Below are 18,223 nucleotides of genomic sequence, written 5' to 3'. Positions count from 1 at the left end.
CCCCCTGATGAGAATACCCACTGCTACGTAGTTTAGCCCAAAATTTCGCCAAGATGTTGAATTCAGTGGCAAAACAGATTCAAATTAGGTGAATTTTCGTTCATTTTTGTCCCAATTCGGCCAACTCTACTTGAATTTACGCGCATCATTCCGGTCCTCAGGCAAGAAATGCGCGCTCTTTTCCCAGACTTATCCGCTCGGAGGAATCGTAATCGTGTACGGAAGCGCTGCATCCCTTGGGCCCTACGCGAAATCCCAATCCTGTCGTCAATTGCTCGACACGCTCAGGCCTTTCACAAATCAGCCAAACCTGCTTTAAACCGCCCCCATGGCAAGCCTGTTTTCCCGGTTCAGCATCAGCTACGGCCAAAAGATGTTTCTTTTGGCCTCTGTTCCGTTGGTTTTGGCGGTGTCCGCGATCGCCTTTCTCGTGGCCGCACAATCCCGCGCCTTGGCCGAACGCGAGATCCGCAGCCTCGAAGAGCAATTGATCGAAGCCAAGAAACAGGAATTGCGCAATTATGTGACCCAAGCCCGCAACGGGTTTTACTTTGTATACGGGTCCGCCGCTCCCGATGACCAAGCCGCCAAGCAGCAGGTGAAACAGATCCTCGCCGCGATGATCTATGGTGATGAAGGGTTCTTCTTTGTTTATGATTATGACGGCAACAATATCGTCTCTCCGCGCCAGACCGATCTGATCAACAAGAACTGGCTGGATTATCAGGACAGCGAAGGCACGCCTGTTGTGTCAGAATTCCTGTGGACGGCACGCAGCGGCGCTGGCTATGTCGAACATTTGTGGCCCAAACCATCGACCGGTGAAGAGGCGCGGATGATCACCTATATCACCTCCTTTCCCTCCTGGCGGTGGGCGGTTGGGACCGGGGTGTTTATCGACGATGTCGTGTCCTCGGTCGCGGCGACCCGCGCCGAAGTCGAAGCCCGCGTTCAGCAAACTTTCTTTTATATCAGCGCGATCACCTTGGCCGCCCTGCTTTTGGTGTTCTTATCTGGTCTGGTGATCAATATCCGGGAAAGACGGCTCGCCGATGCCAAGCTCAAAGAACTAGCACAAAGGGTCTTTGACACGCAGGAAGAAGAACGCGGCCGCGTAGCGCGCGAGCTTCATGACGGGATCAGCCAGATCCTGGTAGGGATCAAATACGCGCTTGATGTCACCAAACGCCGCTTGGATCGTGGCGATGACCGCGCACAGGACACCTTGGACAAAGGCATCGACAACCTTGGCCAGGCCATCAACGAAGTACGCCGCATCAGCCGCGACCTGCGCCCGGGCGTGTTGGACGATCTTGGCCTTGGCCCTGCCCTGCACGCCCTGACCGAAGCCTTCCGCGCCCGCACCGGGCTGGAAACCGAATTTGAAACTGCTGTGTTTCGCAATCGCCTGTCCCAGGACGCCAAGATCGCCCTGTATCGTATTGCCCAAGAAGCCTTGACCAATGTCGAACGCCATTCGGGGGCCAGCAAGGTTTCAGTCATGTTGCGTGGACATCGGTCGGGCGGCACCTTGCGGATCGAAGACAATGGCTGCGGGCTGGATGACACCAAGCGTCGCGCCGGCCCCGGTATTGGGTTGCGCAACATGCAAGAGCGGATGGACCAGCTCGGAGGGACGCTCCGGGTCTTGTCGAGCCGCTCAGGGACCGTTATCGAAGCCCAAGTTCCACTGTCACACTTGTTGCCACCCGAAAAGGACGGCCTCTCAGATCCAAAGGTTCGCGCATGAGCACCGAGACAAAAGTTGTCATTGTCGATGATCATCCCATGGTCGCCGAAGGGATCGAAGCCATTCTCGACAGCTATGACGACATTTCGGTGATCGCGACCCTGTCTGATGGCAAGGCAATTGTTGATCAGCTTGAAGCCTTGGCCCCCGATGTCATCCTGATGGATCTCAACATGCCGGGTCTTGGCGGTTTGTCGGCGACCGAAATGATCCTTGAGAAAACCACAGACACGCGGATTCTGATCCTGTCGATGCATGACACTCCGGAATACATCAATACCGCGCTTAGCCATGGCGCACGCGGATATGTGCTGAAAGACGTTCAGACCGAAGAGATCAAGACAGCGATTGACGCGGTCATGGCTGGTGAAATCTATTTGTGTACCGGTGCCAAGGGGTCCTTGGCACCCAGCGATGACAGCCGCGAACCTTTGACCAATCGCGAGCAAACTGTGTTGCTGCAATTGGCGCAAGGCAAGTCGAATAAAGAAGTGGCGCTTGCCCTGGATATTTCGGTGCGAACCGTGGAAACCCACCGCAAGAATATCAAACGCAAGCTTGGCATCAGTACGACTGCGGGGCTGACCCGCTATGCGCTGGAATATGGTGTTTTGCAGGGCACCGGCACCAACCTGTAACCACCCACCAAGCAAAAAGCCCGCCTTGGATTACCTTTCGATAACCAAATAGCGGGCCGGACCTTGTCGGACAGCACCGCTTGAAAACCAGCGGTGCTGCCTCTTGATCGTAGAATTACTGGGTGCCTGACGAACTGTTGCTCAGCGCGAAGACGGTTACCAGAGCGATACCACCTGCGATTGCTGCAGCTGAGGCCCCGCCAGAAGATGCAGCTGCAGTAGCAACTGCTCCGGCTGGTGCATTTTGGTATTGCGTCACGCGGCAGACCTGCTCGCCGGTGCTTTTCTGTACGACGGTGACGCCGCCACGCGCTTGGCATTCTTGCGGTGTCAGCTCAACGCGCTCGTAACGGCTGTCCTGGCCGGTGCGCAAAACAGTGCAACCCGAAACTGCGGCTGCCGTCAAAATAACCAAGGCTGCTTTTGATACTGAAAATGTCTTCATTGTTGTGCCCTCAACCAAATGACGCTTTTGCGCCTAGGATCCCGATAGGAGAAAAATTAACTCCTGTTAACCTCATTTAACACAGTGGAATCCGTCGCAGCACAAAAAATCTGAAAATTCGCGGTTTTGTTGCACAATTTCTTGGTCAGAGAGCTAAAATTCACCGCTCTCTAAAGGGGTGCCAAACCTAAAGTTGAACACCCTTATCTTCATTCTCGCAATCCACGCCCAAAATGTGAATCACCGCCGGAAGAATACGCGCCTTGCCGACACCTTCCTCAGCCGCATAACCATTTGTCGCGCCGGGCACTTCACCTGCGAAGGCGGCGATACCAATAAGCACGGTCAATAACCCGGCCTTGATCAGGGTGAAGTCGCGGAAAAAAACGTTGCGGACCATGATAGCCCCCTTCCTGTTGCATTCTGAGAACAACTTGCCAGAAAAACCGTTCACGACACAATTCACGTTGCCGCGCGCAATTGTTGCAATTTCTGCGACACTGGCCAAATGACGCCTGAAACGCGCAGGCTCGGCAATCTCTTGCCGAAGCTTCAGCGCATTTCACGTGGTGGAATTGTTTTCTCTATCTAAGTGCCTATCTGCCCTGTTTGGACCGGCGCGTTACACACCAAAACCAGCTTGCATCGTCAGGGCGATGACGATCAATGTGCTGAGTTTCACCGCCTGGCACACACCGAAATCACGATAATTATGTGTTCTAAGCATTGGCGCATTTCCCGTTCTGAACTAACCGGTTCAGTATTGCAAAGATCAAGCCCGCTTTCCACGAATTGTTCTGTGCATCAGCGCACAGACATATATGCGACATCCGCCCCTGCCCCTGACATTTCTTGACCATGTGTTAAAATCGCCCATCCGCGCAACAACCGAAAAGAAAAAATGCGCCTTGCGACAGATTTATTCGCGCAATGGCGGTTGACGCCCCGTTCTCACTGAAATAACGTCCGCGCACGTGTTTAAAGGAGCCTGGGCATGAATGCTCTAGTCGTCATTGTAGGAAATATGCGCATGGGCCGGTAACGGAACCCTCTTTGGAACCCATGCGCCCCCGCCAAGACGGGGGCTTTTTTATGCGCGTTAGAAAAGTTGAATGATCGTAGACGGAGAAATGCGATGAGTGGTCAAATGACCGGTGCGAAAATGGTGGTTCAAGCGCTCAAGGATCAGGGCGTTGACACAGTCTTCGGATATCCCGGCGGCGCAGTCCTACCGATCTATGATGAGATTTTTCTGCAAAACGACATTCGCCACATCTTGGTCCGCCACGAACAGGCCGCGGTTCACGCTGCCGAAGGTTACGCCCGTTCGACCGGCAAGCCTGGTGTTGTTCTCGTGACCTCTGGTCCGGGCGCTACCAACGCTGTGACCGGCATCACCGATGCGCTTTTGGATTCCATTCCGCTGGTTGTTCTGACCGGTCAGGTTCCGACCTTTATGATTGGCTCGGACGCCTTTCAGGAAGCCGACACAGTGGGCATCACCCGCCCCTGCACCAAGGCCAACTGGCTGGTAAAAGAGACGGAAAAACTGTCCGGCACCATTCACGAGGCGTTCCATGTTGCCACTTCTGGCCGCCCCGGCCCGGTTGTGATCGACATTCCGAAGGACGTTCAGTTTGCCTCGGGCACCTATTCGCCCAAGCCTGCCGCATCGGCCAGCCATTACCAGCCGCCCGTTAAAGGCGACATTGAAACCATCACCCAACTGGTTGAGGCCCTCGAAACGGCCGAGCGCCCGGTTTTCTACACCGGCGGTGGCGTGATCAATTCCGGCCCGGCTGCGTCGCAATTGCTGCGCGAGCTGGTTGATGCGACGGGCGTTCCGATCACCTCGACCCTGATGGGGCTTGGGGCCTATCCTGCATCGGGCAAAAGCTGGCTCGGCATGTTGGGGATGCACGGTTTGTACGAAGCCAACCTGGCGATGCATGGTTGCGATCTGATGATCAATATTGGCGCGCGCTTTGACGACCGGATCACTGGCCGCCTGGATGCGTTCAGCCCGAACTCGACCAAGGCGCATATCGATATTGACCCCTCTTCGATTAACAAAGTGATCAAGACCGACATTCCGATTGTCGGCGATGTTGGTCATGTACTTGAGGACGTGCTGCGGATCTGGAAATCTCGCGGGCGCAAGATCAATCGTGAGGGACTGGCGCGCTGGTGGGCGCAGATCGAGGAATGGAAAAAGACCGATTGCCTGAGCTTTAAGGAATCGGAAAAAACCATCAAACCGCAACATGCCCTGGCGCGTTTCGAAGCACTGACCAAAGGCATGGATCGCTACATCACCACCGAGGTTGGCCAACACCAGATGTGGGCCGCGCAATATCTGGGCTTTGAAGATCCCAACCGTTGGATGACTTCCGGAGGCCTCGGCACCATGGGCTATGGTTTTCCAGCCTCCATCGGTGTACAGATGGCCCATCCGGATGCGCTGGTTGTGAACGTTGCTGGCGAAGCATCCTGGCTGATGAACATGCAGGAAATGGGCACCGCGGTGCAGTTCCGCCTGCCGGTCAAACAGTTCATCCTCAACAATGAACGCTTGGGCATGGTGCGCCAGTGGCAGGAATTGCTGCATGGTGAGCGTTACTCCCACAGCTGGTCCGAGGCCCTGCCCGATTTCGTCAAGCTGGCCGAAGCCTTTGGTGCCAAAGGCATTCAATGCTCTGACCCGGCTGATCTGGATGATGCGATCATGGAAATGGTCAATTATGACGGGCCGGTAATCTTTGATTGTTTGGTTGAGAAGCATGAAAACTGCTTCCCAATGATCCCATCGGGCGCACCGCATAACAAAATGCTGTTGGGCGAGGCCTCGACCAAAGACGCCATCGGCTCAAGCGGCGCTGTTCTGGTGTAAATCCACCGATCAGAGCAAAACAGATAAGGCCCGGTTCTTCGCCGGGCCTTTTCCTTTTGCGCCTCAATTGGTGTGCCTTGTCGCCTTCTTCTTTCGCAGGGCTTCCAACACCGGATGCACTGTTTCTTTTGTTGTATGGCGATGTTGGTTCAAGGCGAGCAAAAGCGTTTTCTTGCGGATCGGTTTGGTCAAAAACCCATCCATCCCCGCCGCAAGCGCCCGGTCTTCGTCTCGTTTAAAGGCGTTACCAGTCAGGGCCAAAATGGGTCGATAAGGCCAGCCGAGGTTCAATTGCCGTGCTCGAATTTCGCGCGCGGCCTCAAGCCCAGTCATCAGGGGCATCGACAAATCCATCAGAACCAGATCAACGGCATCTGGATCAAACTTCTCAACAGCTTCACGCCCATTATTGGCAATTGTGATCTCAACCCCGCATCGTTCCAGAATGCGGCGCACGACGAGCTGGTTGGTTTTATTGTCTTCCACCAGCAACACCCGCATCCCGGTGAGATCTTCAACCTCGGCATCGGTCAAAGATTTCGAAGGTTGACTACCAGGGCAAAGAACCAGAGGCAGCAGCACCTCAATATCCGTGCCATGACCGACCGAGGATTCGACAAAGATGTCGCCATTCATTGCGCGTATCAGGCTTTTGGTGATGGCAAGGCCCAGGCCTGTACCTTGATGTTGACGCGACTGACTGGAATCGACTTGTTCAAACGGGTCAAAGATTTTCTGCAACTGATCCACGGGGATGCCGATGCCGCTGTCGGACACCTGAATGACCAGCCCTTCATTAATGGCGGCGCTGAACTCGACGACACCCTGGTCAGTAAATTTGATCGCATTGCCAAGCAGGTTCAAAAGCACCTGCCGCAACCGCAACCCATCACCCATCATCATGGATGGCAGATTGTCGGCGATATCGAGGTTCAGAACCAATCCGCGCTCTTTTGCCAATGGCCCAACCAAATCCCGCACCTCACGCAGCAAGGAGCGGATGTCATAAGGTTCATGGGCCAATTCCAGACGACCGGCCTCAATCTTGGAGAAATCCAGGATGTCAGAGATCAAGGTGGTCAGGGCGACCGCCGATCCTTTGATCGTGTCTACGAACTCCTTTTGTTCGACTGACAGATCGGTGTCAGCCAAAAGGTCGGCCATGCCGACGATACCATTCATCGGCGTACGAATTTCATGGCTCATCGTTGCCAGAAAATTGGATTTGGTTTGGTTGGCGACCTCGGCCGCATCCTTGGCCTTGGCCAAAGCCAGGTTGCGTTCCTGCATGTCGGTGACGTCGGTATGCACCAGAACATAGCCCCCGGATGGGCGTTTGGCTGCGGTGGTATGAAAGAACTTGTTGCTGCTGGGCACCTCCATCATGACGGTTTCGCCCGCAGCCAACATCTGGTTCACCTCTTTGGCCTGCTTCATCACCCGCGCACTTTCGCCCCGGCTGGCCAAAAGCTGCAGATAATCGGGTAACGGCATATTCGGAGGGATGTCACCCTTGCGCAGGTTAAAGAGGCGGCGATAAGCCCGGTTGGTCAGGATAATTCTGTTGTCAGGATCATCGGCCTCGGTGCCCGAGGTCACCATCAACCCATCCCCCATCGCTTCGACGACTTCGGAAAGCAACTGGTTGGTCTTTTCCGTTTCGGCCTGCCGGCGCGCAACATCCTCTTCCAACGCATTGGCACGTTTCAAAAGTTCCTGCTCGGCCTTGATTGCATTTTTTGAACCGTTGACAGCCCCGGACAAGATCATCGCCGCGCCGCGGTAACCAATAAACTGCCCATCCGCGTTAAACAAAGGGTCACCACTGGTCGTCACCCAGTCCAGTTGTCCTTTTTGAAACTGATGGCGATAGACAAAATCACGAAACGGGCGATGGTTCTCGAGATCCTCAAGATGCTGTTTAGCCGCGTCGCTATGCTTGCTGATCTTAACAAAGTAGTCGCGCCGTGACATGCCGAGATAGGGTGCTTTCTTGGCATGGGTCAGCCGGCACCAACTGTCAGAGAAGTAACAAAAGCGATGATCGGAATCGGTTTCCCAGAACCACATCGGTACAATGCCAAGAACATCCGCGACCGCAGTCGGGATGTTGTCAATCACCTTGGCAAAGCCACCAATAGGAGGCCGGTCCGGGGCCCCATCTCTCATCGCAAATCCTACCGCAAACGCTTTTAAAACCTGATTTGACACTGGCGCATGGGCGTGAAGTATTGTTTAAGTAGCCAAGCAGTTTCCGCGCAACTTTATGAAAAGGCCTGACATGTCGCCGCTAAAGATCAAGAAAGGTTCGAGCAAGCACTCGGCTTACAACCTGCGTCCCACGTTTTCTGATATCCAAGAGACCCATACCCTGGCTGTCCTGGTCGAAAACGAACCTGGCGTCCTGGCCCGTGTCATTGGTCTCTTCTCTGGGCGCGGATACAATATCGAAAGCCTGACGGTCGCTGAAATCGATCACGAGGGTCACCTGTCGCGTATAACCGTTGTGACTACGGGCACGCCGCAGGTCATTGAACAGATCAAAGCGCAGCTGGGCCGGATCGTCGAAGTCCACGAAGTTCATGACCTGACTGTCGAAGGGGCCTCGGTTGAGCGTGAACTGGCACTGATCAAGGTTTCCGGAACCGGGGAAAAGCGTGTTGAGGCGCTGCGCCTTGCGGATATTTTCCGTGCGCATGTTGTTGATTCAACTTTGGAAAGCTTTGTGTTCCAGATCACCGGAACGCCGGACAAGGTCGACGCCTTTGCCGATCTGATGCGTCCTCTAGGCCTTGATGAGGTGGCACGCACCGGTGTCGCCGCCCTCGCCCGCGGCGCGTAATCACGCGACACAGCGTTAAGAACTTCAAGGCATCTGTGAAAACAGGTGCCTTTTTTCTTTCTAACGCGCTTTAGGCGCGGCCCGCAGGAAACTGAACAATGTTGTTCCGTTCAACCGGTTTGCTCTGCAAATTCGCAGCAATGTCTGGCGCGTAGCCAGAATTGACATGTTCAAGATTGCTGGCATAGCGGCAATCCCGCGATTCACTCATGTCAAATTGAATCAAATCACCGGCATCCAGGGCAACGCCGCAATGTGCGCTCTGCTCTGCAGCTGAATAATATGCCAGGTTTCCGTGATCCTCGCACCAGATTACCGCTTTGCTATCCTGCTTGTCGGCCCAGAGGACAACCCCATACATCCGTTCTTCCATGACGCACTCTTTGGTTATTGCCTTCTTAAGGTGACCGAAAGTTTTTGACTCGAATATGATTTTTCGCGCGTCGGGTCCTTGATTTTTGTGACGCAAATCTGCACGATTGGCGCGAGTAAGCATCATCATTGCCGCTAATTAGCATCAGGTGTTGTGTCAGTTTAGGACAATTTTCACGTCTGGGGTCCAATCCCCTGAAAGAAACAACCAAAAAGAGAAGGCGCATGCCCTCCGATCTGACCAAAACTGTGACCCGACGACCAAGCCCTGCGGAACTTCGCAGCATGCTCGGTGCGAACCTGCGTCAACTGTCCAACCAAGCCGCGTCCATATCCGCACTCTGCCGAGAATTGGGTATCAACCGGACACAATATAATCGCTATCTCGCCGGAGAGAGCTTCCCACGACCGGATGTTTTGCATCGCATTTGTTCCTATTTCGAAGTGGATGCCCGAATTCTGCTTGAACCAGTTGAGAAAATCGAAAATTCCTCCAGCGGGCTGCTAACAGACCCGGCCATTGCCGAATATGTCAGCGGCGCGTCCAGAAAACTGACAGAGGACGAATTTCCAAGCGGGTTTTACCGTTTCGCCCGGCGCAGCTTTATGGAAGATGCGAAATATGTTCAGGGGCTGATCTACGTGTTCCGCAACGGCAACAACTCCTTTTTGAAAGGGTTTGAAGCCAAGGATGCCATGCGCCAACAAGGGCTGCCGACTGACCCCTCAACACGCGAGTTCCGCGGCGCGCTGCTTCCCCAAGAAGATGGGGTTGCCGCATTGGTCAGCCGCAAAGGCTCAGCCACGACCTCCTTTAACTATCTGGCGCGTATTCCGTCCTTTGAAAACAATTTCTGGGCCGGATATGTCACGCGAACCGTTCGTGAAAACGTCGCCGGTCGCCGGGTCGAACGGTTGGTCTATGAATATCTGGGCACCGATACAGGCAAGGTTTTGGCGGCGGCCCGCGTCTCAGGCTTCTGCGACGAAGACGGGCTCGTCCCCTATCACAAGAACCTTTTGAAAGTCGGACAAGACTTTACCTGACGCGTCCGGTTGACGGTCGCACTCACCGGGAAAGGCAGGCCAGTATTTGGCCTGTCATTTCTGTTTTAGGCTTTGGCTTTGGTTCCATAGGCCAGCATGTCATAGAGATGCCATGTGGCGTGGCCCAACAGCGGAAGGGACAAAAACAAGCCAACAAAGCCGGGCAGCATCGACACAAATGTCAGCACCGCAATGAACCCAGCCCAGGCGAACATGACAACCGGATGTGCCTGTACATACTGAAAGGACGTGATCATCGCGGTGACAAAATCCACCTCGCGATCCAACAACAGCGGCAGAGACAGAACTGTGATCATGTAGAGAACACTGGCGAAAATCGCGCCAACGACTGTCCCCACGGTCAACATGGTAATGCCATCCACGGTGAAATAGACCTCAAGCGAGCTGGACACGTTTGTCATGGTCGACAGCCCCATGAACAGTGCAAAGATCATATGCGCCACAAAGAACCAGAACAGAAACACGACGATGATGATGGCACTGATCGACGGCAGTTGGCGTTTGGATTGCCGTATGATGACCGACAGGATTTCCGGCCAATCAAGGGGGCGCCCCTGCTCGATCCGCCGGCTGACGTCATATAAACCTACCGCAAAGAACGGCGCGATGAGTGGAAAGCCAATTGCCGCAAAAACCAACCAATAGCTTTGCCCCGTCCACCAGGTGATCCACGCCATGAGCCAGCCGCACAACACATAAGTCCCGGCGAAAACAAAGGCAAAAAGCGGAGCTTTGCGCAGGTCTGACCAACCCCGCGACAAAGCTTCTTTGAGATGGTCAAACGAAACCGCGCGCAGCGTTGGCACGCCGGGCTGCGGTGTATCGGGCCCTGAAGAATTGGCCATGTCCCCTCCTCCTTGAGACAAGTCCAGATGTTCATTCAGTAAAGCGGATATGTTTTTGTCGCGCAACAACGCCAGACATCCAATCGGCCTTCTGCGACAATTGATGCAGAAACGGCGAACCTTGACGCCGAAATTCCGTGCACGGAATTTGCAAAACCCGTTGACGGGTTTTCAGCGCCAAGTGCGTCCCAAGCGCGACACCTTAGTCGTCGGATTGCGCGTCAGCCCGGCTTTTGCCCGAAACTTGCAAGGCCAGCGTCGCCGCCATGAAACCGTCGAGATCCCCGTCCAGAACGCCCTTGGTGTCCGAGGTTTCGTAATTGGTGCGCAGGTCCTTAACCATCTGATATGGTTGCAAAACATAAGACCGAATCTGGTTACCCCAGCCCGCATCCCCGGCGTTTTCATGCACCTCATTCACCAGGGCAGACCGCTTGTCCAATTCCATCTGATAGAGCCGAGATTTCAGCGCCTTCATGGCGATGTCGCGGTTCTGGTGTTGCGACTTTTCAGATGAGGTCACTACGATCCCAGTGGGATGGTGGGTGATCCGTACGGCGGAGTCCGTCGTGTTCACGTGCTGACCACCGGCACCCGAGGACCGATACGTATCGATGCGAATATCAGCCGGGTTTACCTCGATCTCGATATTGTCATCCACCACAGGGTACACTTTGACCGAAGTAAAGGATGTGTGCCGCTTGGCCGCGCTGTCAAAGGGTGAAATCCGCACCAGACGATGCACGCCGCTTTCGGATTTCAACCAGCCATAGGCATTGTGACCGGAAATCTTATAGGCGGCGGATTTGATGCCCGCCTCTTCGCCCGCGCTTTCCGATTGCAGCTCGACCTCGTAGCCATGCGCCTCAGCCCAGCGGACATACATCCGCGCCAACATGCTGGCCCAGTCACAGCTTTCGGTGCCCCCTGCCCCGGAATTGATTTCCAGGAAGGTGTCATTGCCGTCTGCCTCACCGTCCAACAGCGCCTCAAGCTCTTTCTTGGCGGCCTTTTCAACCAAAGCTGTCAGCGCCTCTTCGGCATCTTTGACAACCTCGTCATCCTCTTCCATTTCGCCCAGCTCGATCATCTCGACATTGTCCGACATCTCTTGCTTGATCGAGCTATATGTCTCCATCGCGTCAACCAGCAGCTGACGATCGCGCATCAGCTTTTGGGCCGCCTCAGGATCATCCCAAAGGTTCGGATCCTCAACACGCGCATTGAATTCCTCAAGCCGGTGCTGGGCTGTGTCCCAATCCAACCGCTGGCGCAACAATTCGAGCGATTTCTCGATCTTTTCCACGTTGTTCTGTGCTTCTGCGCGCATCGGTTCGATCCTGTCTCACATCCTCAGGTGATGCGTGATAGCAAGGGGCGAAAGGCTGGGCAAGTCGGGTATCGGTGGAAATGGATTTAGAACAAGCTTTGCCGCGGTTTGACCTGCATTCCGCTATGGAACTGACCCAGACCAAGAGCGCCGCTCTATGGCGCGTTCAGGATCGCCATGGGCGCGACTTGGTGCTGAAACTCTATCACGGCCCGGACCCGGGCAACGAAGCCTCTGGCCTGCGTTTTATGCAAGCTGTGGCCCAGATCGCCCCAAATCTCGTGCCTGTTATCTATCGCACCGAGGAAAACGCCGTCGCTATGGAATATGTCGTAGGGCAGCCGTTGGGCGATGCTCTGCGACGGGGCGATTATATGCAAGAACACAGTCTGCTAGACACAGCCAGACAGTTGCACGCTCACACGCTGCAACCGATCTCAGGTTTGCCGCACCTGGCTGATTGGTTTCAAAGGCTGTTTAACCTGCGTTTTGCCAGTGATTGCCCCTCCGATCTAAAGGCGGACATGCAACGCGCCCAAGAACTCGCGAGCGCTCTCTTGGCGACACAAAGAAACGTCCGCCCCTTACACGGTGATCTACATCACGACAATCTGATTGGCGCGGGCAGCTGTTACAAACTTATCGACGCCAAGGGCGTCTTGGGCGAACCGGAATATGAGCTGGCAAATGCCCTGCGCAACCCGAAAGGTTGCGAGACATGGCTACGCGACAAGGACCAGCAAAAACAGCGCCAACGGGCCTGTTGTGCAGCGCTATCGCTTGATCCCAAACGCTTTGCCCAATGGGTTGCAGCCAAATGTGCCTGTTCCATCGCATTGCGATCCGGTGGAGTGCTAAAGGCCGACCCAGAGGCCGACCTTTTGAACATGTTTCTTGCGCTGGCAGACGAGGTTTAGAACAACCCGCCCGAGGACAGTGTGCCAAAGCCAGCTTTCGGGCCTACGATGGCTTTCTTACCTGTCGAAGTCGTGACTTCACGCGCTTGGCCTGCCGCCTCATTCGGGCGGATCAGGTCAAAGCTGCCAGAGACCGCAAAGCTGCCGGTCAGGCCTGCGCCGCCAAAGACGATGGTTTCGATATCGAACTCGCGGAAGCATTCCGAGACAACATTGTCGCCGCTGGCTCCTTCACCCACGCGTGCGCCTGAGAAGCGGTCAATTTTCACAAATTCGCATTCTTCGGGCACCTTGAACTTGCCGCCACCATATTTCTTGGTCGCTTTTTGCATAAAGCGGGTAAAGACCGGGCCACACATGCCGCCGCCCGACGCCCCCCGCCCCAGCGAGCGCGGCGTGTCATAGCCGATGTAACAACCGGCCACGATATTCGAGGTAAAGCCGACAAACCAAACGTCTTTGGCGTCATTGGTTGTCCCGGTTTTACCCGCCGTGGGCACTGACAGGTTCACTGTCTTTCTCGCCGTGCCGCGCTGCACAACCCCCTGCATCATCGAGGTCAGCTGATAAGCCGTCACCGGGTCCATCACCCGTTCGCGATCATTGATGATACGCGGGCTGCGACCACTGGTCAGGTTCGGATCGTCACAATTGACGCAAACACGTTTGTTGCCCTCAGCCGCGTCATGGCTAAAGATCGTGGTGCCATAGCGGTCCTGAACCCGGTCAATCAGGGTGGGCTGCACACGCTCGCCGCCATTGGCGAACATGGCATAGGCCGCGACGACCTTGTAAAGCGTGGTTTCATCCGCCCCGAGCGCGTTGGCCAGAACCCGGCCCATATTGTCATACATGCCAAATTTCTCGGCGTATGAGGCCACAACATCCATGCCCACTTCTTGTGCGAGGCGAATGGTCATCAGGTTTCGCGATTGTTCAATCCCGGTGCGCAGCGGTGTCGGGCCATAGAATTTGTTCGACGCGTTCTTGGGCCGCCAGACACCATGAGGGGTGTTGATTTCAATTGGGGCATCAACAACGATGGTCGCAGGGGTATAGCCGCTGTCCAACGCCGCCGCAAAAACAAAGGGCTTAAAGCTTGAACCGGGCTGACGTTGCGCCTGTGTTGCGCGGTTGAAGACCGAGTTCTGATAGCTGAAACCGCCCTGCATCGCGATCACGCGACCGGTATTGACGTCCATCGCCATAAAGCCACCCTGAACGCGCGGAACCTGTCGCAGGGTCCACCGGATGAACGCGCCGCCATTGTCGTCCTTCATCTCGCGCACATGGATCACATCACCGCGTTCAAAGTTTTCAAACAGGTTGCCCTTGAACCAGTTGGTGTCCTTGCGTGGCACACGGTTGCCGCGCGGATCGTTCAGGTCGATGCCTTCGATACCGATGACCAGCTCATTCTCGCGCACGTCCAGCACAACCGCCGGGTGCCATTGCGACACAAGATCAACGTCTCGGGCGACGCGGGTGTTGGACAAAGCCTCACGCCAGGCCTCTTCGCTGCCCAACTGCTCGGCTTCGATCTTTTTGCCGGTGCCGCGCCATTGACCCAGCCCACGGTCATACTGTTCCAGAGAACGTTGCAACGCATGGGCCGCCTCGACCTGCATGTCCGGGTCCAGGGTCGCGCGGACGGAATAGCCGCCCGAGAAAAACTGTTCCTCACCAAAGTCGCGGCTCAGCTGACGGCGGATTTCGTCGGTGAAATAATCGCGCGGCGGCAAGGACCGCGCATAGGGTTCGTAATCGCCGTTCTGAACCGATTTCAGCGGCAGCAGGCGTTCCGACTGATAGGTGTCCCATGAGATATAGCCATTCTCATACATCTCTTTCAGAACAAAGTTCCGCCGCCCGGTGACCCGTTCCTTTTTGCGAACAGGGTGGAATTGCGACGGGGCCTTGGGCAGAGAGGCAAGAAAAGCCGCCTCATGCGGGGCAAGTTCGCTCAGGGTCTTGTTGAAATAGACCTGCGCGGCGGCGGTGACACCATAGGCGTTCTGTCCCAGGAAAATCTCGTTCAGATAAAGCTCAAGGATCTTTTCCTTCGAGAGCGCGCTTTCAACGCGGGCGGCCAGAATGATCTCTTTGATCTTGCGGTCGATGCGGCGGTCACCAGACAAGAGGAAGTTCTTCATCACCTGCTGGGTGATGGTCGAGGCCCCGCGCACATCGCGCCCGCGCGATTGCACCGCCTGCACACCGGCGGCAACAATGCCGCGCAAGTCATAGCCCTGGTGGCTGTAGAAATTCTTGTCCTCGGCGGACACAAAGGCGTGTTTGACCAGATCCGGAATTTCACCGGCGGGGGTGAACAGGCGGCGTTCCTGGGCAAATTCGTCAATCACTTGCCCTTCGGTAGAATAAATCCGGCTGATCGTGGGCGGCGTGTATTGGGCCAGATGTTCGTGGCTTGGCAAATCGCGGCCATACATCCAGAAAATCGCACCAACTGACAGGGCCACCATAATGGTCCCCATTGTGATCACCGAAAAAATCGCTCCGAAGAACGAAAGGATGAACCTGGTCACGTCTGACCCCCGATCTGGTGTTTATGCACTGCTCTGGCTCTCATTATAGGCCAAGTTTGCGATGGTCAAAACACATCTCGCGGGGAAAGCACAAAGCGGCACGTCATTGCCGCCGCAAACGCGACAGCGCCTCGTCTTCCCGCGCCCAAGCCTCGATCCCATCGCGAATCCCGGCTGCCATGCCTGCGCGCCACACCGGATCTTGCAGGTTCTTGCGGTCTTGCGGTGTCGAAAGGAACCCCAGCTCGATCAGGACCGAAGGGATATCCGCAGATTTTAGAACCGAAAAACTGGCCTCGCGTTGCGGTTTCTTATGCATATGCCCCAGCGCGTTTTTGATCCCGCCAACCAGATGAGTCGCCAAGGATTTTGACCGCGGCGTGTTATCCAACCGCGCCAGATCCAGCAAAACCTGCGCCACACGGTCGTCAGAGCCTGACAGATCGACACCAGACAGCAGATCGCTGCGATTGTGGCGTTCCGCCAATGCCGCCGAGGCCGCATCAGAGGCCTCTGCCGCCAATGTGTAGACGGTCGCCCCATGGGCAACCCCTTGCTCTAGCGCATCAGCATGTAAGGAAACAAAAAGATCCGCACCGATTTCATGTGCCATTGCCACCCGTGCCTCGAGCGAGACAAAGATGTCCTCACTGCGCGTCATGGCCACGTTGTAATCACCAGTGCGGCGCAGAACCTCTTGCAATTCATGAGCAAATTGCAAAACGATATCTGCCTCATCCAAACCGCCCCGCTGTGCTCCGGGATCAATGCCGCCATGGCCGGGGTCAAGCAGAATGGTCTTTGGGCCGCCCGGCTCTTTGGGCGCGGCGCGTTGCACCACTGTCTTGGTGATTTGCCAATTCGGATCAAAGGGCATGCCTGACAGGGCTTCGAACTCGGTCTGATCGGTTTTAACAAGTATCAGGTGAAGCAAAGCCGTCGACGTATGCGGTTCAATCTCAAGGCTGGCCGTGTCCACCTTCATCGGCCCGGCCAATTCAGCGACAAGCCGCGACCATCCGGGGCGAAAGGGGCCCATGCGCATAGATAAAACCGCCTCGCTGTCATCCATAGTCAGCGCATTGGCCCCAGACCAATCCACTTCTTTGAAATCCAGAACCAATCGCGCCGGATCGCTCAGCGTGAACACCCGCCAAGGCACGCCTTGGCTCAGCTCGAGGTTTAACCGGGTTTCGCCGCCCCAAAACGCCTCGTCAAAGCCACCGCCCTGATAACGCGCCAGCGCCCCGATATCCTGCGCCCGCAACGGCGCGGCGGACCACAGGATCAGGGCCAGGAAAAGAAGAATTCTGCTCATCACATGCTCTTGATTTATCCAAGGCCGATCGGCCCGGTCTTTTCCCAAAGCCTAGCTTTTTTGCAGCTTTGCCACCAGCCCGCGCCTGTGATCAGGCGTGAATATGCCCATGCTTGGCCATGAAACGTCGAAGGCGCTCCAACCCTTCGGCAATATCGGCGCTGGATCGGGCATAGGAAAAGCGCAATGTCCCTGCCCCGCGTTGCTGATCAAAATCCAGGCCCGGCGTCACCGCCACGCCGACCTCGTCCAGAATGGCACGGGCAAACGCTGCGCTGTCATCAGTGATGTGGCTGATATCGGCATAGACGTAAAACGCCCCATCAGGTGGCGCGATGCGGTCAAACCCGGCGGCGGGCAACCCGTCGAGCATGAGCTGACGATTCTTACGATACACATCCATATTCGCCTGCAACTCATCCTTGGCCTCCAAGGCCCCAAGCGCCGCAATCTGCGCCGCATGGGGGGCGCAGATGAACATGTTCTGCGCCAATCGCTCGACCTGACGCACCTGCGGCTCGGGCAAAACCAGCCAGCCAAGCCGCCAGCCTGTCATGGAGAAATACTTGGAAAAAGAATTGATCACGCAGACATCATCCGAGACTTCAAGCGCGCTCACCGCTTTCTTTTCGTATTCAATGCCGTGATAAATCTCGTCCGACAAAAACGTCGCACCCTTGGCCTGGGTGGTTTCGATTAAGGCACTTAGCTCGGGTCGACCCAGCATCGTGCCACTGGGATTCGCAGGCGATGCGACCATGATCCCCTCATAATCGATCCCAGCGAGATCCTCGGGCACCAGTTGCAAGCGGTTCTTTGCCGAGGTCTGAACCTCGACCGGGACCAGGTTCTGCGCCTTGAGGATCTGGCGATAAGACGGATAGCCAGGCGCGCCCAGGACCACGCGATCACCCGCATCAAACAGGGCTGTAAAGGCCAGAACAAACCCGCCAGAAGACCCCGGCGTCACAACCACACGTGCGGGATCAAGATCGACATTATACCAATCTTTATAGAGGCTTGCGATACGTTTTCGAAGTGCTGGAATACCCAAGGCAACCGTATATCCCAGCGCGTCATCCTGCATCGCCTGTGTCAGAGCATCGCGCGCCGCTGCCGGTGCGGCCGTGCTGGGCTGCCCAACTTCCATATGGATGATGTGACGTCCCTCAGCCTCGGCCTGCCGCGCTGCTTCCATGACATCCATCACGATAAAGGGATCTACCGCCCCTCGGCTTGAATTCCGCATACCGCCCTCTCTA

15 protein-coding genes are annotated in these 18,223 nt (G+C 55.7%); 6 read left to right on the top strand and 9 right to left on the bottom strand.

Annotated elements, in window-relative coordinates:
• Positions 1-328 precede the first annotated feature (328 nt).
• Both CLV87_RS11770 and CLV87_RS11765 read left to right on the top strand, forming a co-directional pair.
• Positions 329-1,750: a cache domain-containing protein gene (locus CLV87_RS11770; RefSeq protein WP_099245531.1), complete on the top strand. Its 1,422-nt coding sequence runs from the start codon at positions 329-331 to the stop codon at positions 1,748-1,750.
• Positions 1,747-2,388, top strand: coding sequence for a response regulator transcription factor (locus CLV87_RS11765; protein WP_099245529.1), 642 nt, complete (start codon positions 1,747-1,749; stop codon positions 2,386-2,388). The genes CLV87_RS11770 and CLV87_RS11765 overlap by 4 nt, the downstream gene beginning before the upstream one ends.
• Positions 2,389-2,503: 115 nt before the next feature.
• On the opposite strand, the gene CLV87_RS11760 is transcribed toward CLV87_RS11765, so the two are convergent.
• Both CLV87_RS11760 and CLV87_RS11755 read right to left on the bottom strand, forming a co-directional pair.
• Positions 2,504-2,833: a hypothetical protein gene (locus CLV87_RS11760; RefSeq protein ID WP_099245527.1), complete on the bottom strand. Its 330-nt coding sequence runs from the start codon at positions 2,831-2,833 to the stop codon at positions 2,504-2,506.
• 187 nt (positions 2,834-3,020) lie between these two features.
• Positions 3,021-3,233, bottom strand: coding sequence for a hypothetical protein (locus tag CLV87_RS11755; protein ID WP_133840765.1), 213 nt, complete (start codon positions 3,231-3,233; stop codon positions 3,021-3,023).
• 735 nt (positions 3,234-3,968) lie between these two features.
• On the opposite strand from CLV87_RS11755, the gene CLV87_RS11750 reads away from it, so the two are divergent.
• Positions 3,969-5,723, top strand: coding sequence for an acetolactate synthase 3 large subunit (locus CLV87_RS11750; protein WP_099245523.1), 1,755 nt, complete (start codon positions 3,969-3,971; stop codon positions 5,721-5,723).
• A 63-nt stretch (positions 5,724-5,786) separates the two neighbouring features.
• Here the strand turns inward: CLV87_RS11750 and CLV87_RS11745 are convergent, their stop codons facing one another.
• Entirely contained in the window at positions 5,787-7,892 is a 2,106-nt protein-coding gene (locus CLV87_RS11745; RefSeq protein WP_099245522.1) for an ATP-binding protein, read from the bottom strand.
• Positions 7,893-8,004: 112 nt separating this feature from the next.
• Here CLV87_RS11745 and ilvN point away from each other — a divergent pair, with 112 nt between their 5' ends.
• Positions 8,005-8,565 (top strand): acetolactate synthase small subunit, encoded by a 561-nt coding sequence (ilvN, locus tag CLV87_RS11740; protein ID WP_099245520.1) that lies wholly within the window; start codon positions 8,005-8,007, stop codon positions 8,563-8,565.
• A 70-nt stretch (positions 8,566-8,635) separates the two neighbouring features.
• Here the strand turns inward: ilvN and CLV87_RS11735 are convergent, their stop codons facing one another.
• Positions 8,636-8,938 (bottom strand): hypothetical protein, encoded by a 303-nt coding sequence (locus CLV87_RS11735; RefSeq protein WP_099245518.1) that lies wholly within the window; start codon positions 8,936-8,938, stop codon positions 8,636-8,638.
• 224 nt (positions 8,939-9,162) lie between these two features.
• Between CLV87_RS11735 and CLV87_RS11730 the strand changes: the two genes are divergently transcribed.
• Positions 9,163-9,984 carry a helix-turn-helix domain-containing protein gene (locus CLV87_RS11730; RefSeq protein WP_099245516.1) on the top strand — a complete coding sequence of 274 codons (822 nt, stop codon included), beginning with the start codon at positions 9,163-9,165 and terminating at the stop codon, positions 9,982-9,984.
• Between the two features lie 65 nt (positions 9,985-10,049).
• On the opposite strand, the gene CLV87_RS11725 is transcribed toward CLV87_RS11730, so the two are convergent.
• Together CLV87_RS11725 and prfB are read right to left on the bottom strand one after the other, a co-directional pair.
• Complete coding sequence (locus tag CLV87_RS11725; protein ID WP_099245514.1) at positions 10,050-10,850, bottom strand: DUF2189 domain-containing protein; 801 nt, start codon at positions 10,848-10,850, stop codon at positions 10,050-10,052.
• A gap of 202 nt (positions 10,851-11,052) precedes the next feature.
• Positions 11,053-12,180 (bottom strand): peptide chain release factor 2, encoded by a 1,128-nt coding sequence (gene prfB, locus CLV87_RS11720; RefSeq protein ID WP_099245512.1) that lies wholly within the window; start codon positions 12,178-12,180, stop codon positions 11,053-11,055.
• An 80-nt stretch (positions 12,181-12,260) separates the two neighbouring features.
• Between prfB and CLV87_RS11715 the strand changes: the two genes are divergently transcribed.
• The gene (locus CLV87_RS11715; RefSeq protein WP_099245510.1) at positions 12,261-13,097 is read left to right on the top strand and encodes an aminoglycoside phosphotransferase family protein; all 837 of its coding nucleotides are present in this window, start codon (positions 12,261-12,263) and stop codon (positions 13,095-13,097) included.
• On the opposite strand, the gene CLV87_RS11710 is transcribed toward CLV87_RS11715, so the two are convergent.
• The 3 genes from CLV87_RS11710 to CLV87_RS11700 all read right to left on the bottom strand — a co-directional run bounded on the left by CLV87_RS11710 (position 13,094) and on the right by CLV87_RS11700 (position 18,210).
• A complete protein-coding gene (locus CLV87_RS11710; RefSeq protein WP_099245508.1) occupies positions 13,094-15,643 on the bottom strand; it encodes a penicillin-binding protein 1A in 2,550 nt (849 codons plus the stop codon). The two genes, CLV87_RS11715 and CLV87_RS11710, sit on opposite strands and share 4 nt — an antisense overlap.
• A 103-nt stretch (positions 15,644-15,746) precedes the next feature.
• Complete coding sequence (locus tag CLV87_RS11705) at positions 15,747-16,961, bottom strand: N-acetylmuramoyl-L-alanine amidase (RefSeq protein WP_099245506.1); 1,215 nt, start codon at positions 16,959-16,961, stop codon at positions 15,747-15,749.
• Positions 16,962-17,052: 91 nt separating this feature from the next.
• Positions 17,053-18,210, bottom strand: a complete 1,158-nt coding sequence (locus CLV87_RS11700) for a pyridoxal phosphate-dependent aminotransferase (RefSeq protein WP_099245504.1) — start codon at positions 18,208-18,210, stop codon at positions 17,053-17,055.
• Positions 18,211-18,223: the final 13 nt, after the last annotated feature.

It is taken from the genome of Pelagimonas phthalicica, from assembly GCF_004364805.1.
Taxonomy (GTDB): domain Bacteria; phylum Pseudomonadota; class Alphaproteobacteria; order Rhodobacterales; family Rhodobacteraceae; genus Pelagimonas; species Pelagimonas phthalicica.
The sequence above is the reverse complement of the archived record's forward strand: the minus strand, read 5'-3'. Positions and strand labels throughout refer to the sequence as shown.

Coding starts and splice junctions, on each gene's coding strand:
- CLV87_RS11765 (WP_099245529.1), top strand. CDS start 1,747: ATGAGCACCGAGACAAAAGTTGTCATTGTCGATGATCATCCCATGGTC.
- CLV87_RS11715 (WP_099245510.1), top strand. CDS start 12,261: ATGGATTTAGAACAAGCTTTGCCGCGGTTTGACCTGCATTCCGCTATG.
- CLV87_RS11730 (WP_099245516.1), top strand. CDS start 9,163: ATGCCCTCCGATCTGACCAAAACTGTGACCCGACGACCAAGCCCTGCG.
- CLV87_RS11700 (WP_099245504.1), bottom strand. CDS start 18,210: ATGCGGAATTCAAGCCGAGGGGCGGTAGATCCCTTTATCGTGATGGAT.
- CLV87_RS11770 (WP_099245531.1), top strand. CDS start 329: ATGGCAAGCCTGTTTTCCCGGTTCAGCATCAGCTACGGCCAAAAGATG.
- CLV87_RS11745 (WP_099245522.1), bottom strand. CDS start 7,892: ATGAGAGATGGGGCCCCGGACCGGCCTCCTATTGGTGGCTTTGCCAAG.
- prfB (WP_099245512.1), bottom strand. CDS start 12,180: ATGCGCGCAGAAGCACAGAACAACGTGGAAAAGATCGAGAAATCGCTC.
- CLV87_RS11735 (WP_099245518.1), bottom strand. CDS start 8,938: ATGGAAGAACGGATGTATGGGGTTGTCCTCTGGGCCGACAAGCAGGAT.
- CLV87_RS11755 (WP_133840765.1), bottom strand. CDS start 3,233: ATGGTCCGCAACGTTTTTTTCCGCGACTTCACCCTGATCAAGGCCGGG.
- CLV87_RS11705 (WP_099245506.1), bottom strand. CDS start 16,961: ATGAGCAGAATTCTTCTTTTCCTGGCCCTGATCCTGTGGTCCGCCGCG.
- ilvN (WP_099245520.1), top strand. CDS start 8,005: ATGTCGCCGCTAAAGATCAAGAAAGGTTCGAGCAAGCACTCGGCTTAC.
- CLV87_RS11750 (WP_099245523.1), top strand. CDS start 3,969: ATGAGTGGTCAAATGACCGGTGCGAAAATGGTGGTTCAAGCGCTCAAG.
- CLV87_RS11725 (WP_099245514.1), bottom strand. CDS start 10,850: ATGGCCAATTCTTCAGGGCCCGATACACCGCAGCCCGGCGTGCCAACG.
- CLV87_RS11760 (WP_099245527.1), bottom strand. CDS start 2,833: ATGAAGACATTTTCAGTATCAAAAGCAGCCTTGGTTATTTTGACGGCA.